The sequence below is a fragment of the Lyngbya sp. CCY1209 genome (assembly GCF_055795065.1).
Map to the genome: position 1 here is coordinate 19,468 of NZ_JAYFER010000235.1, position 19,583 is coordinate 39,050.

Genomic DNA, 19,583 nt, shown 5'->3' on the forward strand with positions numbered 1-19,583 from the left:
CGTCACCCGAGCTCCGACCTAGTACGCTCCGTTATCCTTGGGGAAGATGACCACGCCGATGGTTTTGACGATGATCCACAGGTCGATCCAGAAATTTTTGAAATTCACATAGTACAAGTCGATCTGAACCCGGCGGGGGTAAGGGATGTCATTGCGCCCCGAAACTTGCCACAGCCCGGTAATTCCGGGCTTGATCGTCAGGATCTTGTCCATGTGACGGCCGTACTTGTGCAGCTCCTCCGCCACCAACGGCCTCGGACCGACGACGCTCATATCCCCCTTGAGGACGTTCCAAAACTGGGGGAACTCGTCGAGGCTCGTCACCCGCAAGAATCGGCCAATCCAGGTAATTCGCGGGTCCTGTTTGAGTTTGAACGAATCCTGAAATTCCTGGCGCAGGTTGGGGGAGGTTTCCATCATCTGCACGAGCACTTCGTCGGCGTTGCTCACCATCGTCCTGAATTTGATGCATCCGAACCGCTTGCGGTTTTTGCCCACCCGCTCCTGGACGTAGAAAACCGATCCGGGCGAACTCAGGGCGATCAGCAACGTCAGCAGCAAATAAACGGGGGCGAACAGAATCAGAACCGACAGAGAAAACAGAATGTCAAATGAACGCTTAAAAAATTCGCCGTTTAGACTCCGAACCAGTGAAAGGCTTCGAGTTGGGCGTCGATGTACCGAGGGTACAAAGCCGCGCCTCGTGAATGCACGCCGAAGTCCCCTACCGAAGATGAGTTGGCTATTGGCAGTCATCTTACTCCTTCAATTCACACCACACACAGTCCTGATCATAAAGCCTCAAGACACCCAATACAGACGATCGGACATCTCGCGCTCGAACATCAGCTCGGAGATCGGGGGCCGTTCCTGGGGGGATCGAGATGGCAAACCCGAGCGATTTCCCCCTTTTGAGCTTCTCTCCCCATCCGAAATCCTCTGGCATTTTAGCCGAAATTTTCGGAGTCCATCCGCCCGAGGCAGCGATCGAGAAAACTTAAATAGCGATCGCGAAACTGCCCCCGATCAAATTGACTCGCGTGGGTGCGGGCGATTTCCGGGACGAATTTGGGTTTCAACCGTTCAAATTCCTGCACCGCCTCGATCAGGGCGACTTCGGTCTGGGAGTCGAACAGCAGGCCCGTCCCCGACTCCGGATGTCGTCGCAGGTCCCGCACCGTTTCCAGGGTTCCCCCCGCCCCGTAGGCGATCGCGGGGGTTCCGCAGGCTTGGGCCTCCACCACGGCCATGCCGAAATCCTCGCAGGCGGCGTAGACGAAGGCCTGGGCTTCGGCCATGTACCGGGCCACGGACTCGTCCGACTGCCACCCCAAAAACTGCACGTTGGGTGCGGCGATCTCGCGCAGGCGATCGCGCTCCGGGCCAGTCCCGATCACGATCAGGGGATAACCCAACTCGTTGAACGCCCTCACAATCAGGGAAATTTTCTTATAACTGACCAGGCGGCAGACGGTCAGGTAAAAGTCCCCTTTTTGCTCTCGGAAGGGGAGGCGCTCCGTGGCGATGGGGGGGTAGATCACCTCCGCCGTCCGGCGGTAGCACCGCCAGATCCGGCGGGCCGTATGTCTGGAATTGGCGATAAAATAGTCCACCCGGTTGGCGCTGAGGACATCCCACTGCCGCAACTGGTGCAGCAGCAGGCGGGTGAAAAAGCCAGGGATGCCGGAACCGACAGCCGAACTTCGCAGGTAGTCGAATGTCAGGTCCCAGGCGTAACGCATGGGGGTGTGGCAGTAGCAGACGTGCAGTTGTCGGGGGGTCGTCAGGATGCCCTTGGCGACGGCGTGGGACGAAGATAAAATCACGTCGTATTCTCGCAGGTCGAGCTGTTCGATCGCCAGTGGCAACAGGGGCAGGTACTTTTGCACCCCCTCCCGGGCCCGGGGAAAACGCTGCAAAAAGGTCGTTCCCACCGGGCGCCCGTAAAGGTAGCTCTGGGGATTGGTGGATTCAAAATCGATCAGCGCGTAGACTTCGGCATCGATGTGCCTGAGAATTTCCCGGACGACCAACTCCGATCCCCCCGTGGCTTTCGGCGTCAACCATTCGTGGACAAGAGCGTATTTGAGCGGCACGACAGACATCCGAGCAAATCAAGTGCACCATTCACTATCTCACATGGCGGGGAACGGGGAACAGCAGTTGCTGTCCCGGCCGCGCTCCTGACTCGGAACCGGCCCCCAAATCCGCCGCCGCCCCGTCCGGCGAAACTCCCCGATATCGCGCCCGTTGACGGCACCTGCCTCCAATTTAGCAACATCTTTTAACACCCCACCCCACCACGTTTTCCGGGTTCGATGTTACGGTTGAATTAGCGACTCACAAGACAGACGGGGCTAGAATAGACCAGTTTCGGAAAGCTGACTTCTCCTCCTGTTCAATCGACATCCGACAGGATTTCCCCCGCCCAGCACAATTAGGAACTGTCACCCATAAGGTTAAATATGTCCAGGTATGATTCTCATTTACGATGCTCTTTTTGTGGCAAATCCCAGGAGCAAGTTCGCAAATTGATCGCCGGTCCTGGGGTCTACATCTGCGATGAGTGCGTGGAACTGTGCAACGAAATTTTAGAGGAAGAGTTTTCCGGTTTCGACCGGACTTCATCGCCCCCCGCCCTGGCCGGCGAAGGACATCCGCAGCGATCGCACCCCCTGAAAACGCCGCTGCAAGATCTCCCCAAACCGGTCGAAATCAAACACTATCTGGACGAGCACGTCATCGGCCAGCACAGCACCAAAAAAGTCCTGTCCGTCGCCGTCTACAATCACTACAAGCGCCTGAGTGCCGATGCCGAAGAAACGGCCCGCGATCCAGGCCCGGACTCCGACGAGCGCAAAGATGACCGGGTAGAATTGCAAAAATCAAATATCCTGTTGATGGGGCCGACCGGGTGCGGCAAAACCCTCCTAGCCCAGACCCTCGCCGACCTCCTGGACGTCCCGTTTGCGGTCGCCGATGCCACCACCCTCACCGAGGCGGGATATGTGGGGGACGACGTGGAAAACATCCTGCTGCGGCTGCTGCAAGTCGCCGACTTCGACATCGAAGCTGCCCAGCGGGGAATCATCTACATCGACGAAATCGACAAAATCGCCCGCAAGAGCGAAAACACCTCCATCACCCGGGACGTTTCCGGGGAAGGCGTGCAGCAGGCGCTGTTGAAAATCTTGGAGGGCACCGTCGTCAACGTGCCGCCCCAAGGCGGACGCAAGCACCCCTACCAGGACTTCATCCAAATCGACACCAGCAAGATTCTCTTCATCTGCGGCGGCGCCTTTGTGGGCCTCGATAAGGTGGTCGAACAGCGCCTGGGCAAAAAATCCCTGGGCTTCATCCAACCGGGGATGAACGGCACCCCCGAAACCCAGACTTCAACCGCGCCGAGTGCCGACGAAATTCTCAAACACGTCGAACCGGAGGATTTGGTCAAATTCGGACTCATCCCCGAATTTATCGGCCGGGTGCCGGTGTTGACGGTGATTTCGCCCCTCGACGAGGAGGCGCTGATGCAGATTTTGACTGAACCCCACAACGCTCTGGTGAAGCAGTACAAGAAGCTGCTGCTGATGGATAATGTTGCCCTGGAATTTGAACCCGAGGCCCTGAAAGCGATCGCCAAAGAGGCTTACCGACGCAAAACCGGCGCCCGGGCCCTGCGCGGCATCTTGGAAGAATTGATGCTAGAGGTGATGTACGAGTTGCCCTCCCGCAAAGATGTCAACCGCTGCGTGATTACCAAGGAAATGGTCGAACAGCGATCAACGGCGGAGGTGCTGTGGCACCCCGCATGGCGCCGACAGCACGAGTCGGCTTAATGTTTCAAAGGGGACGGGGCGATCGCGCGATCGCCCCGTTTCTTAACCCGTCAAAAGTATGGCACCGCGGGCGGAAAATCGGGCGATCGGGGCAAGAGAGTCAAGATGGAAAGAATCTAAAATCTAAAATTCCCGACTCCCAACTCCCGACTCCCGACTCCCTCAATTTAAGACACCTTCTTCTTGGGAACCAACATCCGCTCCACACTCATGGTGCCGACCCCCAAAATCACCAGACCCATGCCGCCAATTTGCTGGAGCGTCAGCGCCTCGCCGATAATCAAAAAGGCGAATAACGCCGTCAAAGCCGGCCCGGACGTGCCGATGATCGACGCCAGCGCCGCCCCCGCCGACCGGATCGCAAAATTATTGAGCAGGTAACTCAACAGGGTCAGGACGCCCAAGATCACCCCGCCGACGATAATTCCCGTCCACAGGTTCGGATTGACATCCAACCCCAAATTGTCCGGCAGAAACATCAAACTCAGGGCACAGAAGACAAAAATCGAGGCAAAGTTAACCAAGCTGAACGGGATGGGGTGCAATTTCCCCGCCGCAATTTGGGTGAACAAAACGTAGCCGGCGAAGGCGATGCCGGCCCCCAAGGCCGCGATCACCCCCACGCCGGTATTTCCAGCCGCACCCCCGAGAAAGTTGGGCAGGGAGAGGACACCGCCGATCAAAATGGCGATCATCGCCCCCACGCGGATCAAACTGGGGCGATCGCCGAACAGTCCCCACGACGCCAAAACGGTGATAATTGGATAGACAAAGAAAATCGTGATCGCGATCCCGGTGGGAATTTCCCCGATCGCGATGTAAATGCAAACCCGGGATAAAAATAAAAAGAAACCGCTGCCGACGACCGTCCAAACCAACTTCCAATCTCGGGACTGTACGAACCGCCGGATGTCGCTCCACACCGCCGGATAGAGAATCGTCGCCAAAATCGGCATCAGCGCCATCACCACGATCATCCGCAACAACAGGATCAGGAGGGAATTGCCCAATCCCGGCGTGATCACCCCCTCCACCTCGAACAGCCCGAAAATTGGCTTGGGGGTATCCGAAGTTTTGAGAATGATCTTGAGGCAGACGTTAAACAGCGACAGCACCAGGGCCGACATCAAAGCCAAAAATAAACCCAGTTGCACTTGGGAAGCGCCCTTCGGTTTCGGCTGGGGCGCCGGGGTCGGTTGAGGCTGCGGCTGGGCGACCGAGGTCGGCGGCAGGGACGTCTGGGAACCCGACGACGGCAATTCTCGAGCCGAGGTGTCCAGTTGTTCCCGCAACCGGGCGATAAACGTTTCCGCCAAAGTTTCAAACTGCTGTTCGAGACTTTGGACGGTTCTCAACCGTTCGGATAAATCACTTTGGTAGCTATTTAATTCCTGCTGCAAACTTTGGAACGTTTGATTCAAACTCGTGTCCAGGACGGCTTCCAACTCCTGGGGCTCCAAATCGAGTCCGCCCTCTACCCCCTCCGGCAGCATACCGCCCGAATCGGACGATACCAGAGACGGGTCGGAATCCGCTCTCCATTGGTTGATGCGGGCAATTAACTCCCGCTGCAGGTGGTTGGCGAGCACTTGGGCCAGTTGTTTGAGCCAAACCTGTTGCTGGGCCAGTTGGCGCTCCGACAGGGTTTGAAATTGCTGGGATTGCAACTCCTGTTGTTGCCGTTGCAGGTGTTGAATCTCCTCGATCAGGCGATCTTTATCCTGCTGGAGTCGCTCGACATCTTGGGAGAGTCGCTCCCGAAAATTCCGGTGAAATGTTTCGACCTCTTGAATAACTGCATTTAAGACCTCTTGTGCAGGTCTGTTATCCTCATTGCCGGAGGGTGGCGGTTGACGATCCTGTGTCCCCATGAGCGATTAACCTCTTAATCGATCTGCTAGTAAGCGCGAATCCGCCAGAAACCCCGTGCTATCCTCTCGGGGGTTTGCACACTCGTGCGAAAAAGGCACAATGGAAGGAATGGCGGGGCGGGTTTGCAAATGCCCGCATTCAAAACATGAGTTCAGTCTAACCCGTTATGCACCGGATCTCTAAATTGGGGGGCCGGGTGCGGGGAGAATTGATAATTGACCATTGACAATTGATAATTAGTGACCTTTTCCCGATTCCCGCTTCTAGCCGATGCCGAAGAGCGATCGCAGCAGCAGAAATCCCCCCGCGGCTAACCCCGCCGCCGTGGGGACGGTGATCAGCCACGCCAGAGCGATCGCCCGCACCGTCCCGAATTGGATCGATTCTAACCCCCGCACCAGTCCGATGCCCACGACCCCCCCAACCAAGGCGTGGGAGGTGGAGACGGGCAGCCCGATTTTGGAGGCCAGCAATACCGTCGTCGCGGTGGCCAGTTCGGCGCAGAATCCGGCGCTCGGTGCCAGGGGGATGATGTTTTCTCCGACGGTGGAAATCACGTTTTTGCCCCAAATCGCCAAACCCGTGGCGATGCCGCCCCCGCCGACGACCAAAATCCACAGGGGGATGTGAAATTCGCCGATGGGGACGGTACCGGTGTTGCGGATGAACGCGACGACGGCGAGGGGGGCGACGGTGTTGCCGACGTCGTTGGAACCGTGGGCGAAGGCGACGAAACAGGCGCTGAGAACTTGGAAGCGGGCGAGTCGAGTTTCGATCGTGGTGTCGAAACGGGTAATTTCGGTTTTATGGGCCGGATTTTCGCCCCTTTTCCCCGACTCCCGATTCCCTAATACCGACTCCCCCCCGTAGACGGGTTGCCAACTGAACCACGTTAAACCCGCCACGGCGACACCGCCGATCGCGATCGTCAGATCGTGGGCGGGTAAATTGAGGTGAAATTGGGCCTCGATCCACTCTTGCAGGGGCCGGCTGATCTGCGGCAGCACCAACGTCCCGAAGACGGCGATCAGACTGAAACTTAGCCACGGTGTCCATTCTTGCAATTGCCGGGACGGGTGGGGGTGATCTAAAATCCAGTGTTTGATCAGGCTGTAAAATAGGGCGGCGATCCCACCGCTGATCAGGGGCGTGATCACCCAGGCACTCGAAATCAAACCGACGGTTTTCCAGGCCACCGCCCCCACTCCGGCGGCCACCGCACTAAATCCCGCGATCGCCCCGACGACGGCATGGGAAGATGCCACGGGCAAACCTTGGCGGGTGGCGATTTGCAGCCAAATTCCCGCCGCCAACAGTACCGCCACCATCCCGATCTGGAACAGTTCGGGCGATCGGATGAATTCCTCCGGCTTCACCACCCCCGTCGCCAGGGTTTCGGACACGCCCCCCCCGAACAGCACCGCCCCGGAAAATTCCAATATCCCGGCGATCAGAATCGCCTGTCTGAGGGTGATCGCCTTCGATCCGACGGAGGTCCCCATCGAGTTGGCGACGTCGTTGGCGCCGAGGGTGCAGGCAACGTAAAACGCCAGCAGGCAGATCCCCCACAGGGGAACTTGAGTCAAAGGGGAAACATCCATTGCGATCGCCACCGAAAGAGTTGGACAAACAAATGTCGATCATAGGCGATCGCCCGTCGCAAACCATCACACCGGGGGGAGAATTGGGGTGTGGGAAGCTCCGGGAAGCGGAGTCCCCCTATTCCCTACTCCCTACTCCCTACTCCCTACTCCCCCAAAGCCGGGACTTGAAAACTCGGCGGGAGAATGTCACAATAGGAGATTGTGAGTTTTAAACCAGAGCCATGCAAGCCCAGGAAATCATCCGCGCGATCGAGAAAGAAGAGATCGAGAATCTGCAAGAGCAGTTCCAGAAGAAGGAAATCCCCACCATCTACGTCGGAGATACTGTCCGAGTCGGCGTGAGAATCCAAGAAGGCGGAAAAGAGCGGATTCAGCCCTACGAAGGTACCGTCATCGCCATGCGGAACGGCGGCATCAACGAAACCATCACCGTCCGCCGCATCTTCCAGGGTATCGGAGTCGAACGGGTATTTTTGCTGCACTCCCCCCGCATCGCCAGCATCAAGGTGACGCGCAGAGGTAAGGTGCGCCGCGCCAAACTGTACTACCTGCGCGATCGCGTCGGGAAGGCCACCCGGGTGCCCCAGCGCTTTGATCGCCCCCTCTAGACCCCCGGCTCCAGGATTCCCCCAAAAAAATTGGAAATGGGTGAAAAAGTGCTTCCATTTTGTGAGGGTATCGTGTTAGACTAGGAAAGCACGTGGCGATACTGCCCCGTGCGGCGGGCGTCCTTAGTTCAGTTGGTAGAACGCGGGTCTCCAAAACCCGATGTCGGGGGTTCGAGTCCTCCAGGGCGCGTCCAATTTCTCAAAAAAAGCCAGGTTAAAAAATAGCCTGGTTTTTTTCTGGGAATTTGAGTCGGGCAGTCCGGGGAGGAGGAATGGCGAAGGGGACTCGGAACCCCAACCCATCTGAAGAAACGCGATCGGGGACGTGCGTGGGCGATCGACACCCAGATGTTATAATTAATCGTTTGAGCCAGCGTGAAACGGTCGTGAGGATCGACTGTCAAGTTTACAATCGCGAGGGGAAAAGCTGTGTCAAAGAAAGAAGAAACCGGGGTCCAGGAAGCCCCCAAGGGATTTAGTGTCGGCGGTTTTCTTCAGGAAACCAAGGAAGAACTCGATAAGGTCGTCTGGCCGAGCCGCCAGCAACTGCTGAGTGAATCGGCCGGAGTCTTGTTGATGGTCATGCTTTCAGCAACACTGATCTATTTGATCGACAACTTCTTTCGTTGGGCGTCGGGGCAGGTATTTGGATGACTTTTGCATCAGACGAGTCGGAACAACTCAATTCTATGTCTGAAATAGACGATCAACCGGAATATGCACCCGGAGAACTCCGCTGGTATGCTGTTCAGGTAGCATCGGGCTGCGAAAAGCGAGTCAAAGTCAATTTGGAACAACGGGTTCAAACGTTGGACGTGGCGGACCGAATTCTCAAAGTCGAGATCCCGCAAACCCAGGCGATCAAACTCCGCAAGGACGGCAGTCGCCAGCACAGCGAGGAAAAGGTCTTTCCCGGCTACGTACTCGTCCAGATGAAATTGAACTGGAACGGCGAGTTGAACCACTGGGATATTGACGATGAGGCCTGGCAGGTTGTCAAAAATACCCCTCATGTGATTAACTTTGTCGGGGCAGAGCAGAAACGACACTCGGGGCGAGGACGGGGACACGTCAAACCCCTGCCGCTGAGTTCGGCGGAAGTCGAACGGATCTTCCGGCACACCCAGCAACAGGAACCGGTCGTCAAGGTAGCGATGGCCACCGGGGATCATATTGTGGTGCTTTCCGGCCCGTTCAAAGACTTTGAAGGGGATGTCATTGAAGTCAGCCCGGAGCGAAACAAGCTCAAGGCCCTACTGTCGATCTTTGGACGGGATACGCCGGTGGAATTGGAGTTCAATCAGGTTGAAAAACAGGGCTAAGGAATGGCTAAGAAAGTTGTAGCAGTTATCAAGTTGGCGATCAACGCGGGAAAAGCGAACCCCGCGCCTCCCATCGGTCCGGCACTGGGTCAGCACGGGGTGAACATCATGATGTTCTGCAAGGAGTACAACGCCAAGACGGCTGACAAAGCCGGTCTGGTGATTCCGGTGGAAATTTCGGTCTATGAAGATCGGAGTTTTACCTTCGTACTCAAAACCCCGCCGGCTTCCGTTTTGATCAAGAAAGCGGCCGGCATCGAGAAGGGGTCGGGGGAGCCGAACCGATCGCGCGTCGGCACCATCACCCGGGCGCAGTTGCAGGAAATCGCGGAAACCAAAATGCCCGACCTCAACGCCAACGACATCGAAGCCGCGATGAAAATCGTGGAGGGGACGGCCCGGAATATGGGCGTCACGGTGGCAGACTAGGTTTTGAAATCGGCCGATGGGTTCTCTCCCATTCGCCAACCCAATTGTCCAACGTACAGATGGGGGGAGAAGTCGAACTTCGTTAGTGACCCCAGGAGAAAACAATGCCAAAACAAGTATCACGTCGCTTACAAGAACTGAGAAAGCAGGTCGAAGAACGGCCCTACGAGCCGTTGGAAGCGCTCAATTTGCTCAAACAGACGGCGACCGCCAAGTTTCCGGAGTCGGCCGAGGCCCACATCCGCCTCGGAATCGACCCCAAGTACACCGACCAACAACTGCGAACCACGGTGACGCTCCCCAAGGGGACGGGCCAGGAAATCCGGGTAGCCGTTTTGGCCAAGGGTGAGAAGGTCGCGGAGGCCCAGGACGCCGGGGCGGACTTGGTGGGGTCGGACGACCTGATCGCGGAAATTCAGAAAGGGATGCTGGATTTCGACAAGTTGATCGCCACGCCGGACATGATGCCCCAGGTCGCGAAGCTGGGCCGCCTGCTCGGTCCGAAGGGTCTGATGCCCTCCCCGAAGGGCGGCACGGTGACGACGGACCTGACCCAGGCGATCGCGGAATTTAAGGCCGGGAAACTAGAATTCCGGGCCGACCGCACCGGCATCGTCCACGTCATGTTTGGGAAAGCTTCCTTCTCCGCAGAAGACCTGCTGGTGAATCTGTCCGCGCTGCAAGAGTGTATCGACCGCAACCGCCCGTCCGGTGCCAAGGGCCGCTACTGGCGGACGGTGTACATCAGCGCCACGATGGGGCCGGCCATTGAAGTGGATATCAGCGCCCTGCGGGATCTGAAAGTCGCTGAGGTGGCGTAGAGAATTGGGAGTCGGTATTAGGGAGTCGGGAATCGGGGAAAGTTATTGAGACACCCGGTTTCCGGGACTGAACCCGACGCCCGAATTTTGAAATTGTCCTTGACAAAAAGTGGCGATCGCGCGATAATTATAAATCGGTGTAATTACCGCGCTATAGCCCATCACAAATTAAAGATCCGGTAGCCGAAGACAGCAGGTGCGACTCGCTTAATATCCTGCCGAGGTCAAGGTATTAAAGATTTTAACCGCGAATTGGAGACAGAAATTGTCCCAAATTCTTACGGGTAATTCTTATTCCTTTGCCTCGGCCGAAAGTCCGAGGTTTTTTAATGCAACCGGTCTTCTGTTTGATATCAAGTCCGCTCAAATCGTTTTTTTCAAAACGATGGAGATCCGAACTTGATATGACCCGGATGGGATCGGGCGATCGTACAACATGGAGGTTCAACACGAATGGGAAGAACCTTAGCCCAAAAACAAGATATTGTCGCCGATCTCCAGAAGGCGTTGAGCGAGGCTCAACTGACCCTGGTGATCGACTACACCGGGCTTTCTGTTTCCCAAATTACCGACTTGCGGAACCGCCTGCGCGAAACGGGTGGCACCTGTACCGTCACCAAAAACACCTTGATGCGGAAAGCGGTCGAAGGTGACGAAACCTGGCAACCGATGGAGAAATTCCTGAGCGGAAGCTCGGCGTTTATCTTCGTCAAAGACGATCTCGGCGCCGCCATCAAAGCGTATCAAGCGTTTCAGAAGGAGAGCAAAAAAACCGAGCTTCGCGGCGGGGTGATGGAAGGTCGGGCTTTGAGTGTCGATGACGTCAAAGCCATCACCGAACTTCCCACCAAAGAAGAACTCATCGCCCGCATTGCCGGGGCCATCAACGCCGTTCCCACCAAGCTGGCGGTCGGAGTCAACGCCGTCCCCACCAAGCTGGCGGTCGGAATCAAAGAAGTTCCGGCGTCCCTGGCCCGCGCCATCAAGGCGGTCTCCGAAAAAGAGGATTCCCAGGCGGCTTAAATCCGTTTCTAATTGTTTGTCGTTCACGATTACTGAGAGTTAACCCATGTCCGAGAAAACTGACAAAATTCTAGAAGATCTCAAATCCCTGAGCCTGCTGGAAGCGTCCGAGTTGGTCAAGCAAATTGAAGAGGCGTTCGGCGTGGATGCGTCCGCTTCTGCCGGCGGCGGCATGATGATGATGGCGGCTCCCGGCATGGCAGCCGGCGGCGCTGCCGAAGCGGCCGAGGAAGAAGAGAAGACCGAATTCGACGTCATCCTGACCGAATTCCCGGCCGACAAGAAGATCGCCGTTCTGAAAGTGGTCCGCACCATCACCGGCTTAGGCCTGAAGGAAGCCAAGGACTTGGTGGAAGGTGCCCCCAAACCGATCAAAGAAGGCACCAACAAAGAAGATGCCGAAGCGGTCAAGAAGCAACTGGAAGAAGCCGGCGCCAAAGTGGAAGTCAAGTAGTCTTCGCAGTTGGAAATCGGGATATTTTAAAGTCCCGGTACGTGAAATGACGACCCCAATTTGAAGGTCATCTTTGCCGGATGCGGGCGGAAGGGAGATGTTTTCCCTTCCGCCCTTTTTTTTTGATAGCGCTGCGCCCTCCTGTGTGAACAGCTAGAGGGAGACTCGAACAAAGCCTGGGCGCGGGGAATGTCAAGGCTGCTAATTCATGGAAATCCCCGCCATTGAGACGGGGGAAAAGTTTATAGGTGATAGCGGGGGTCCGTCCAGTCGAGGGACTTGGCTTCGGTGTTCTCGGCGAGTTCGGAGCGACGACCGCCGAGGGCGTTTGCGGTTCGCACTGGGGCCGGCATCTGGCTCTGGCGGGCGGCGAGGGCTTGAGGAGAAGGCGGGCGACGAGCTTCGGTTGCGGCTTTTTCGGATGGGGAAGGGTCGGTGGTCGCGAGTCTGAGTTGTTCCCGGATTTGATCGCGGTGGGAGACGAGGGGTTTGCTGGGAACCCGCCTCCGCTGTGGCACTTTGGCGGGGGTCGCGATCGCGTGGCGCACCAGTTCGAGGGCGTTGCGACGGGCGTCGGTTTGCTTGGGGAGCAGATCGATGAGTTCCCGCAGGGTTTGCTCGTACTGGACTTCTTCGGGAGACATCAGAGGGGTGGACATTCGGATGGGATCTCGCCGGACGGCCGCGAGCGCCTGACGCACCGTTTCGTGAATTTTGCTTTTGTACTTTTTGGCTTGCTGTTCTTGTCTGGCCAGACCTTCTTGGCAGGAAGCGTAGAGGGGGGGAAGGCGGTTGAGGGCGTAAGTTGCCACTTCGATGCGGTTGATATATTTCAGCAGGTTTTCAGACAGATTCTTCAGTTGGCGATCGATTTCGTTGTTGACCCAAATTTCCATCACGTTTTGGTAATTTTGGGCTTTCGCATTTTTGTCCTGGCTCATTTAATTAATCTTATAGTGATGCTCCTAATATTTGATGATAACGGACCCTTTTCACTTTTGAAGGCAATTGGAGGCTTCTTTATCAAAAATTTACGCAATTTTTTGAAAGGATTAAGGTTTCGTAAAGGTCGATTGGTGTGCCGGCGGATATGACCAATCGCGGGTTTGGGCCCAGGCCATCCTGGCCGTCGGAGTCTCAGGGCGGGAACGGGGGTCCGTCGCGACGGGCGATCGGTGCGGTTTGATTCCCGATACTGACAGAAAAGTTCGATTTATAATGTATGACATTCCCCGATCCTTTGAAATCCGCATGAATCCCCCGTTCCGCTTTCTCTTCGATCGCCTGTCAATTCTGACCGCCGCCGACATCGACGATATCAAATATCAATAAAACATCAAAATATGAACGGTATTAAATATCATGTATCCAGAAATTTTCCCCGCCGTCAACTGTCGCGAATCGCACGTTCATTCGCTAAATTTGTCCGGGATTTTTTGGAAATATTATTAATTCTATTTGCCGTCTTCATCGTCATTTCCGCCATCCTCTACTTGGAAGACACCCTCAGACAAAATACCACCTGGGGCAACATCTTTATTAAATCCCTCGAACAGTCGAGAATTCTCGGCACCTTTGAAAGTATCAGCATCGTCACGGCCCTCGTCATTTACATGAGGCGGGGAAAAAAGAAATCCCATTACGAAGCTTGGCAGGTGATCGACTCAGCCCAGGGCATCAAAATCAGCCACGCCAGAATTAAAGCCCTAGAAGAACTCTCCAAAGACGGCGTGAGCCTCAAAGGGCTGTCCTTGCCGATGGCCGATCTCGAACAAGTCACCCTCGTCGATAGCGACTTTAAAGAGGCGAACCTGAAGACCGCAAAACTCCAGGAAGCCAACTTAAAAGGCAGTACCTTTGAACTGACACAACTGCAAGGTGCCAACCTCTGGAAAGCCAATTTGCGGGAATGTTTCTTCCTGCTGGCCCAACTCCAAAAAGCCAACCTCAGCGCCGCCAACTTGCAAGACGCGGAGTTGCAGGGCGTGAATTTGTTGGAGGCGAATTTACAGCGGGCAAACCTGCAGCGGGCTTACATTTTGGGAAACCTACAGGGTGCCAACTTTCAAGAGGCAAATTTGAAGGGGGCAATTTTGCAAGGGGCCTACCTACAAGACGCGAATTTTCGACGAGCCAACCTCCGGGGTGCGAACCTCAAAGAAGCCAACTTACAAGGCGTCAACTTTGAAGGGGCAAACCTGCAAGGAGCCCACTTTCAAAATGCGACGGGATTGACTCCCGAACAAATTCGGGCGGCTCTCAATTGGAAACAGGCGCGATATTCCAAACCCTTTCTAGGCAATTTGGGGCTCTCCTGGGAACAATACCCCGAACATTGCGAAGGGGAAGTCAAACCCCCTTCGTCGGGCGATGGCAGTTGAGGGGACATCGGGCGATCGCGATCGGCCCGAAAGACCCCCGTCAACTCCGGCAAATCGACTACAATCAAAAAGATATTGAAGACCCGACGACAGACCACCCCATCACTCTGCACAGGATCTCGGAGCTCGCCATGCCCACCTACACCGGAATTTCCAGCGAAGCATTTCGGCATCCCCTCGACCGACAGGCGGAAGATGCCCTGCGGAGCGTCCCCGGTTTCGACTTGATCGCCAGCAAATTTGTCGAATTCGTCTACGAACGTCCCCAATATGTCTATTTAATGGGGAACTGCATCGAAGTCGGACCCCGCCAGTACGCCAGCCTCTACCACGTTTTCCGGGAGTGCATCCGCGATCTCGACGTCTCCCCGGAACCCTCCCTGTTCGTCGCCCAAAATCCCCAACCCAACAGCTACGCCCTCGGACAGGAACACCCCTACATCGTCATCAACACCGGCCTGCTGGATCTGATCGGCGAAGCGGAATTGCGGGCGGTCTTGGCCCACGAATTGGGTCACATCAAGTGCGGCCACCCGATTCTCAGTCAGATGGCAATTTGGGCGATGGGCGTGGCGTCGATGTTGGGGGAACTGACCTTCGGCTTGGGCAACCTCGTCAGCAGCGGCTTGATTTTTGCGTTTTACGAGTGGCGCCGAAAAGCCGAACTTTCGGCCGATCGCGCGGCGCTGTTGGTGACGGACGATCTAAAATGTGTCATGCAGTCGATGATGATCCTCTCGGGCGTCAGCGAAAAACGCGCCCACGAGTGCAGCCTGGAAGAATTTATCCGCCAGTCCGACCGCTATCACGACCTCGACCAGGACGAGCTGAATCAGGTCTACAAATTTTTGCTCTACAACGGCGGCCAGGGCGTGATGTTGAGTCACCCGTTCCCCGTCGAACGCATCCGCTTTTTGCGGGAGTGGTCGAATTCCGAGGAATACCGCCAAATTCGCTCGGGGAACTACAGGCGGGCGACGGCTGAGGGTTCGGTCGATGTCGAGGCGGAAGCGTCCCGGGCGGAAGCGGAACGGCTGCGGCGCCAAATTGCCGAGTTGCAACAGGAAATCGAACGGTTGAGTCGGAAAAAGGGGGGGTGACGTGAAACCGCCCGATCTTTCATCCGTCCTATCCGAAATCCGCCCGGACGGGCTTGAAGGATAAAATAGAGGAAAGGAATATCAATCCCAACGAAATGCCATTTTAAGGTTTATTGAAAATGATGAAAGTCGATCGCGTCAAATCCAACCATCACGGCGGCGGTTATATCGGCAAGGGGGCGATCCTCCTCGCCATCCTGGCGGGGACGATGACATTCACAAACCCCTCCCGCGAAGAATATCTCGACTATGCGTCGGTGTATGCCTCAAAAGAGCTGAAGACATCTGCCTGCCAAGAGTCGAAGGTTCCCGAAGTTTTACAAGGGTTTTCCGATCTCTACGTCGATGTTTGCAGCACCTTTGCCACTTCCCAGCGTGGCACATTTAGGAGTTTTATTGACAATTCAACTCACCGCAAAAACGCCATTTTTTTGAGTATTTACACATCGGAATTGTTCGAGCATCGCTATCAGACGATCGGCGTATTCGGAAACTTTTTGACATTTTCAGGTGAAAAAATACCCGAAAATTCTGTGAACTAAATCAAGGCTGTTGTTGGGCTTTAGCCCCACTCTGGCACCGAAGCGCAACAACTTTTCCCATGGCGTTGTTGCGCTTTAGCCCCTTGGTGAAAGGCGGCGAAGCGCAACAACTTTTCCCGAGATGTTCGACCCGTGCAGATAGTTGAGAGTCGATTTCAATAAAAACCGATTGGTGATAGCATTAGAATTGCTACAAGTTCTCAAAAAGGTCGTTCAAGTCCGATGCTCCCTCCCATTCTGTAGGCGATCGCATCCAAATAATCTTTCACAACCCCCAATTTCAATCGGAACTGACGGAAGTTCACGACTTGGCAAAATCCGCCCCCCCCCGGAAAGTCCGGAAATGCGGCAGGCGTTCGATGAGGCGGTACAATCCATCGATGTGGCGATCGCGGACGGTCAAATTGTGGAGTTGGTCGAATATCAGGAATCTCGGGGAGCGGAGTAATGCTATACTATCTATATCAGAATTAAATCCTGCGCCCCACATCGTTTAATTTACGAAATAAAAAAAAATCGATTTTTTTTAGAGGGTTGACAAAATCCCATAAATCTTGTATATTTATTTTATATAATGGTAATCTGCAAATTAACTTGATTTTTTATTCAACATAATCTATTGCTTTTATCCGCAACCTCCGTTCCCAAAAACGATCGCACCATTCTGCCCCCCAAATCCGAACCCCAAACACAACACCCGTCGCACCTCGGCAACCCGAGCAACCCTCACCACATCCAGGTCAAATTCCAAATCCCGCAACCCCACGCAGGGCGGCAAAATTTGCTCCTGTAATGCCATCAGACAAAACGCCGCCCCCAACGCCCCCGACGCCCCCAAAGTGTGCCCGGTCGCGCCCTTTGTGGAACTGAGGGGAACGCCACCGGGAAAGAGTTTTTGAATGATTTTCGCTTCGTGGCGATCGTTCAAAATGGTCGCCGTTCCGTGGGCGTGAATGTAGTCGATTTCCTGGGGAGAAATACCGGCGCGATCGCAACTTTTTTTGATCGCCCGGATCGCACTTTTTCCCCCGCGATCGGGTTTGTTGTGGTAGCAGGCATCGGCACTCAACCCCACCCCCAAAATTTGGCCGTAAATTTTCGCACCTCGACGGCGGGCCAATTCCGCCTCTTCCAACACCAAAAGCGCCGCCCCTTCTCCGAGTACCAACCCGTCGCGATCGCGGGAAAAGGGAAACGCCCCCTCGGATGCCAGAGCCCCCATTTTGGCAAATCCGATTAAACTTAAGGGAGTGACGGGGGCCTCGATCGCACCCGCGACAACCCGCCGACACTGCCCGGTTTTGATCAATTCAAATCCCTGGGCGATCGCCCAAAGTCCCGTGGCACAGGCCGCCATCGGACTCAGAACCGGCCCGAGAGCACCGATTTGACGGGCGGCACTGGCCCCCAATTGAGAATGCAGAAAATGCGGAAAAGCGGACAAATCCGCCTCCGTCCTATTTTTGGCCAGTTGTTCCAAATCTTTCTGATAGCCCCGACTCGATCCGATCGCGATCCCGCAATCGGACAGGGGCGGTTGCAACCCGGCATCAAGTAAAGCGTCCGCCAGGGTTTTTTCGAGTCGGGGGGCGAGGCCCCCAGGTTTTGCCCCCAAAAGCGCCAGGGGCCGGGGCGGCAGTTCGGGGAACGGTTGAGCGGGTGCGATCGCCGACTTTCCAGCCAGCAACCCCTCCCAACTGTGCACCAACCCGCCCAGGGCTGAGTGCAAACCGATTCCCGTCACCACAACATCCACAGCTACACAGAAACCGGGAATCCCCTCAGAATTCCCGTCACAAATCTTAACAGTGTTTTAATTTTTCAGGTTGTCCAATCCGTCGGTCACTTTCGCCGACTCGATGCGATCGCCCTGCTCGATGGCATCTACCACGTTCATGCCGTCCGTGACATAGCCGAAAACCGCATAGTTCCCATCCAGGAAGGGCAAATCGGCGAGGGCGAAATAGAACTGGGAGGAAGCCGAATCCGGCGCCGCAGAGCGGGCCATCGCCACCGCGCCGCGGCTGTGCTGCAATGCGGGGGAAGCGCCCACCTTGGCTTGGTCGAAGGTTTTGCTGTAAATCGGCTCGTCCCCATTCTTGGGTTGAATTTCCAAGGGAATGTAGCGCTCTTTGGAGGTCGCCGGGTCGATAAATCCCCCCGTCCCCAGTCGATTCATGGGAACTTTGGGATCTTTGCTCTGGGGGTCGCCGCCCTGAACCACGAAGGGCTGGGGGTCGCGGACGACCCGGTGGAACGCGACGCCGTCGTAGACGCCCTGGTTGACCAGATCGACAAAATTCCCGGCCGTAATCGGAGCCGCGGAACCATCAACCTCGATGGTAATCGGCGATCCGTTGACCGTCATCACGATCGTGGCTTTTCCTTCAAGTTTGGGTAAATCGCTCATTAGGGGTGACTCTTCACGTTGAGAAATGGATACGGCGCCGTCGCCGCTATTTTCTGGGGTGGCATTCTGGGCGTTGACAGAAGCGTTCGTGTCCGGCAGGCTACATCCTCCCGCCATCACGATGCCAACGATACACAAAATTAACAACCACTGTCGCATCATAGGTTTCAATCTTTTCAATCCTAGAGTCCCTCGAGGGGCACTTGCAGAAACTTGGCCAGTTCGGCGCCCCGATTTTCCAACTCCGCCAGGGCCATCGGCTGGCCGACTCGGGTCAGGGGAATCTCGCGGCGGTCTTTGAGTTTGAGATACAGGGCGCGGCGGGGGTTGAGTCCTTCTTTGATATCGACGCGGATGGATTGGACGTCCTCCGTGCGACAGTTGAACTCGACGCGGCGATTCTTGCCGGGAAATCCCCAGCGGAAAATCCGAATGTCCCCGCTGTCCCGGTCGAACCGATTGTAACCGCCGCCGAGATCCCAGAAAATCACCAACCACAGGTACGAAGCTAACAGGATGGCCGCGCCCCCGTAAAGCCCCATCACCAATCCCTGGGGAACGAAGATCAGTTGGGTCGGATCGGAGAAGGGGAGGAGGTTTCGGCCCAAATAGCTGGAAATTCCGGCCAAAAGGAACCCGAGGCCTCCGATGCTGACCGTTGTCGCCCAAAAGTAGTTGCTGAAGCGACGAGAACCCATGATTTGATTTTCCAGAGTGCGATCGCCCATACTCGTCGTTTGTGTCTGTGCGTTCATAAAAATCCCATAGACCTTTGCAAAAAATGTTAACTGTAATATATATTTATGTTAACTTGCTTAGAAAGCATGACGTTTTAGAAATCCCAAGGATCGTTCTCAAATGACTATAGCAGTCGAGCGCCCTCAAGTTCAGAGAGGATGGTTTGACGTCCTCGACGACTGGCTGAAGCGCGATCGGTTCGTGTTCGTGGGATGGTCTGGAATCCTGCTGTTCCCCTGCGCCTACCTGGCCCTGGGCGGATGGCTCACCGGAACCACCTTCGTCACCTCCTGGTACACCCACGGACTTGCCAGCTCCTATTTGGAAGGCTGCAACTTCCTGACCGCGGCCGTCAGCACCCCGGCCAACAGCCTGGGACACTCCCTGCTGTTCCTGTGGGGTCCCGAAGCCCAGTGGGACTTCACCCGCTGGTGCCAGCT

The 19,583-nt window shown here is 55.7% G+C and carries 20 protein-coding genes, 1 tRNA gene, 1 pseudogene and 1 other annotated feature; of the genes and pseudogenes, 13 read left to right on the top strand and 9 right to left on the bottom strand.

Translation table 11 applies throughout. The features are described from left to right. Positions 1-18: 18 nt before the first annotated feature. The 3 genes from AC0QHF_RS05825 to AC0QHF_RS05835 all read right to left on the bottom strand — a co-directional run bounded on the left by AC0QHF_RS05825 (position 19) and on the right by AC0QHF_RS05835 (position 2,291). On the bottom strand, positions 19-756 hold the full coding sequence (locus AC0QHF_RS05825) for an undecaprenyl-phosphate galactose phosphotransferase family protein (protein ID WP_324703247.1): 738 nt from the start codon (positions 754-756) through the stop codon (positions 19-21). A gap of 191 nt (positions 757-947) precedes the next feature. Then, positions 948-2,105 carry a glycosyltransferase gene (locus tag AC0QHF_RS05830; protein ID WP_324703248.1) on the bottom strand — a complete coding sequence of 386 codons (1,158 nt, stop codon included), beginning with the start codon at positions 2,103-2,105 and terminating at the stop codon, positions 948-950. A gap of 30 nt (positions 2,106-2,135) precedes the next feature. Then, positions 2,136-2,291 (bottom strand): hypothetical protein, encoded by a 156-nt coding sequence (locus tag AC0QHF_RS05835; RefSeq protein ID WP_324703249.1) that lies wholly within the window; start codon positions 2,289-2,291, stop codon positions 2,136-2,138. Between the two features lie 174 nt (positions 2,292-2,465). Here AC0QHF_RS05835 and clpX point away from each other — a divergent pair, with 174 nt between their 5' ends. After that, positions 2,466-3,839 carry an ATP-dependent protease ATP-binding subunit ClpX gene (gene clpX, locus AC0QHF_RS05840; protein WP_324703250.1) on the top strand — a complete coding sequence of 458 codons (1,374 nt, stop codon included), beginning with the start codon at positions 2,466-2,468 and terminating at the stop codon, positions 3,837-3,839. 167 nt (positions 3,840-4,006) lie between these two features. Here clpX and AC0QHF_RS05845 read toward each other — a convergent pair whose 3' ends face one another. Continuing rightward, positions 4,007-5,710: an EamA family transporter gene (locus AC0QHF_RS05845; protein ID WP_324703251.1), complete on the bottom strand. Its 1,704-nt coding sequence runs from the start codon at positions 5,708-5,710 to the stop codon at positions 4,007-4,009. A gap of 264 nt (positions 5,711-5,974) precedes the next feature. Next, complete coding sequence (locus tag AC0QHF_RS05850) at positions 5,975-7,312, bottom strand: inorganic phosphate transporter (RefSeq protein ID WP_324703252.1); 1,338 nt, start codon at positions 7,310-7,312, stop codon at positions 5,975-5,977. Between the two features lie 224 nt (positions 7,313-7,536). Between AC0QHF_RS05850 and rplS the strand changes: the two genes are divergently transcribed. The 8 genes from rplS to rplL all read left to right on the top strand — a co-directional run bounded on the left by rplS (position 7,537) and on the right by rplL (position 11,972). Further along, positions 7,537-7,923 carry a 50S ribosomal protein L19 gene (gene rplS / locus AC0QHF_RS05855; RefSeq protein ID WP_324703253.1) on the top strand — a complete coding sequence of 129 codons (387 nt, stop codon included), beginning with the start codon at positions 7,537-7,539 and terminating at the stop codon, positions 7,921-7,923. A gap of 117 nt (positions 7,924-8,040) precedes the next feature. Continuing rightward, positions 8,041-8,113 (top strand) — tRNA-Trp (locus AC0QHF_RS05860). A 239-nt stretch (positions 8,114-8,352) separates the two neighbouring features. Further along, the gene (secE, locus tag AC0QHF_RS05865; protein WP_324703254.1) at positions 8,353-8,577 is read left to right on the top strand and encodes a preprotein translocase subunit SecE; all 225 of its coding nucleotides are present in this window, start codon (positions 8,353-8,355) and stop codon (positions 8,575-8,577) included. Further along, the gene (nusG, locus tag AC0QHF_RS05870) at positions 8,574-9,245 is read left to right on the top strand and encodes a transcription termination/antitermination protein NusG (RefSeq protein WP_324703255.1); all 672 of its coding nucleotides are present in this window, start codon (positions 8,574-8,576) and stop codon (positions 9,243-9,245) included. The genes secE and nusG overlap by 4 nt, the downstream gene beginning before the upstream one ends. A gap of 3 nt (positions 9,246-9,248) precedes the next feature. Next, complete coding sequence (rplK, locus tag AC0QHF_RS05875; protein WP_324703256.1) at positions 9,249-9,674, top strand: 50S ribosomal protein L11; 426 nt, start codon at positions 9,249-9,251, stop codon at positions 9,672-9,674. Positions 9,675-9,778: 104 nt separating this feature from the next. Next, positions 9,779-10,495 (top strand): 50S ribosomal protein L1, encoded by a 717-nt coding sequence (gene rplA, locus AC0QHF_RS05880; protein ID WP_324703257.1) that lies wholly within the window; start codon positions 9,779-9,781, stop codon positions 10,493-10,495. A 165-nt stretch (positions 10,496-10,660) separates the two neighbouring features. Beyond that, positions 10,661-10,832: a sequence feature (ribosomal protein L10 leader region), on the top strand. Positions 10,833-10,948: 116 nt separating this feature from the next. Then, positions 10,949-11,518 (top strand): 50S ribosomal protein L10, encoded by a 570-nt coding sequence (rplJ, locus tag AC0QHF_RS05885; protein WP_324703258.1) that lies wholly within the window; start codon positions 10,949-10,951, stop codon positions 11,516-11,518. 46 nt (positions 11,519-11,564) lie between these two features. Next, positions 11,565-11,972 carry a 50S ribosomal protein L7/L12 gene (gene rplL, locus AC0QHF_RS05890; protein WP_324703259.1) on the top strand — a complete coding sequence of 136 codons (408 nt, stop codon included), beginning with the start codon at positions 11,565-11,567 and terminating at the stop codon, positions 11,970-11,972. Positions 11,973-12,214: 242 nt separating this feature from the next. Here the strand turns inward: rplL and AC0QHF_RS05895 are convergent, their stop codons facing one another. Beyond that, positions 12,215-12,913, bottom strand: a complete 699-nt coding sequence (locus AC0QHF_RS05895; RefSeq protein ID WP_324703260.1) for a late competence development ComFB family protein — start codon at positions 12,911-12,913, stop codon at positions 12,215-12,217. Positions 12,914-13,408: 495 nt separating this feature from the next. On the opposite strand from AC0QHF_RS05895, the gene AC0QHF_RS05900 reads away from it, so the two are divergent. The 3 genes from AC0QHF_RS05900 to AC0QHF_RS05910 all read left to right on the top strand — a co-directional run bounded on the left by AC0QHF_RS05900 (position 13,409) and on the right by AC0QHF_RS05910 (position 15,995). After that, positions 13,409-14,353, top strand: a complete 945-nt coding sequence (locus tag AC0QHF_RS05900; protein ID WP_324703261.1) for a pentapeptide repeat-containing protein — start codon at positions 13,409-13,411, stop codon at positions 14,351-14,353. Between the two features lie 131 nt (positions 14,354-14,484). Beyond that, complete coding sequence (locus AC0QHF_RS05905) at positions 14,485-15,453, top strand: M48 family metallopeptidase (protein ID WP_324703268.1); 969 nt, start codon at positions 14,485-14,487, stop codon at positions 15,451-15,453. Positions 15,454-15,572: 119 nt separating this feature from the next. Continuing rightward, the gene (locus AC0QHF_RS05910) at positions 15,573-15,995 is read left to right on the top strand and encodes a DUF4359 domain-containing protein (protein ID WP_324703262.1); all 423 of its coding nucleotides are present in this window, start codon (positions 15,573-15,575) and stop codon (positions 15,993-15,995) included. 625 nt (positions 15,996-16,620) lie between these two features. On the opposite strand, the gene AC0QHF_RS05915 is transcribed toward AC0QHF_RS05910, so the two are convergent. From AC0QHF_RS05915 to AC0QHF_RS05925, 3 genes are read right to left on the bottom strand one after another with little or no spacing between them, the layout of a single operon-like run. Then, on the bottom strand, positions 16,621-17,751 hold the full coding sequence (locus AC0QHF_RS05915; RefSeq protein ID WP_324703263.1) for a beta-ketoacyl-ACP synthase: 1,131 nt from the start codon (positions 17,749-17,751) through the stop codon (positions 16,621-16,623). Between the two features lie 57 nt (positions 17,752-17,808). Continuing rightward, positions 17,809-18,567: a peptidylprolyl isomerase gene (locus AC0QHF_RS05920; RefSeq protein ID WP_324703264.1), complete on the bottom strand. Its 759-nt coding sequence runs from the start codon at positions 18,565-18,567 to the stop codon at positions 17,809-17,811. A 20-nt stretch (positions 18,568-18,587) separates the two neighbouring features. Then, positions 18,588-19,160, bottom strand: a complete 573-nt coding sequence (locus tag AC0QHF_RS05925; protein ID WP_324703265.1) for a photosystem I assembly protein Ycf4 — start codon at positions 19,158-19,160, stop codon at positions 18,588-18,590. Positions 19,161-19,263: 103 nt separating this feature from the next. Between AC0QHF_RS05925 and AC0QHF_RS05930 the strand changes: the two are divergent. Next, positions 19,264-19,583, top strand: a pseudogene (locus AC0QHF_RS05930) (photosystem II D2 protein (photosystem q(a) protein)); the annotation flags it as partial.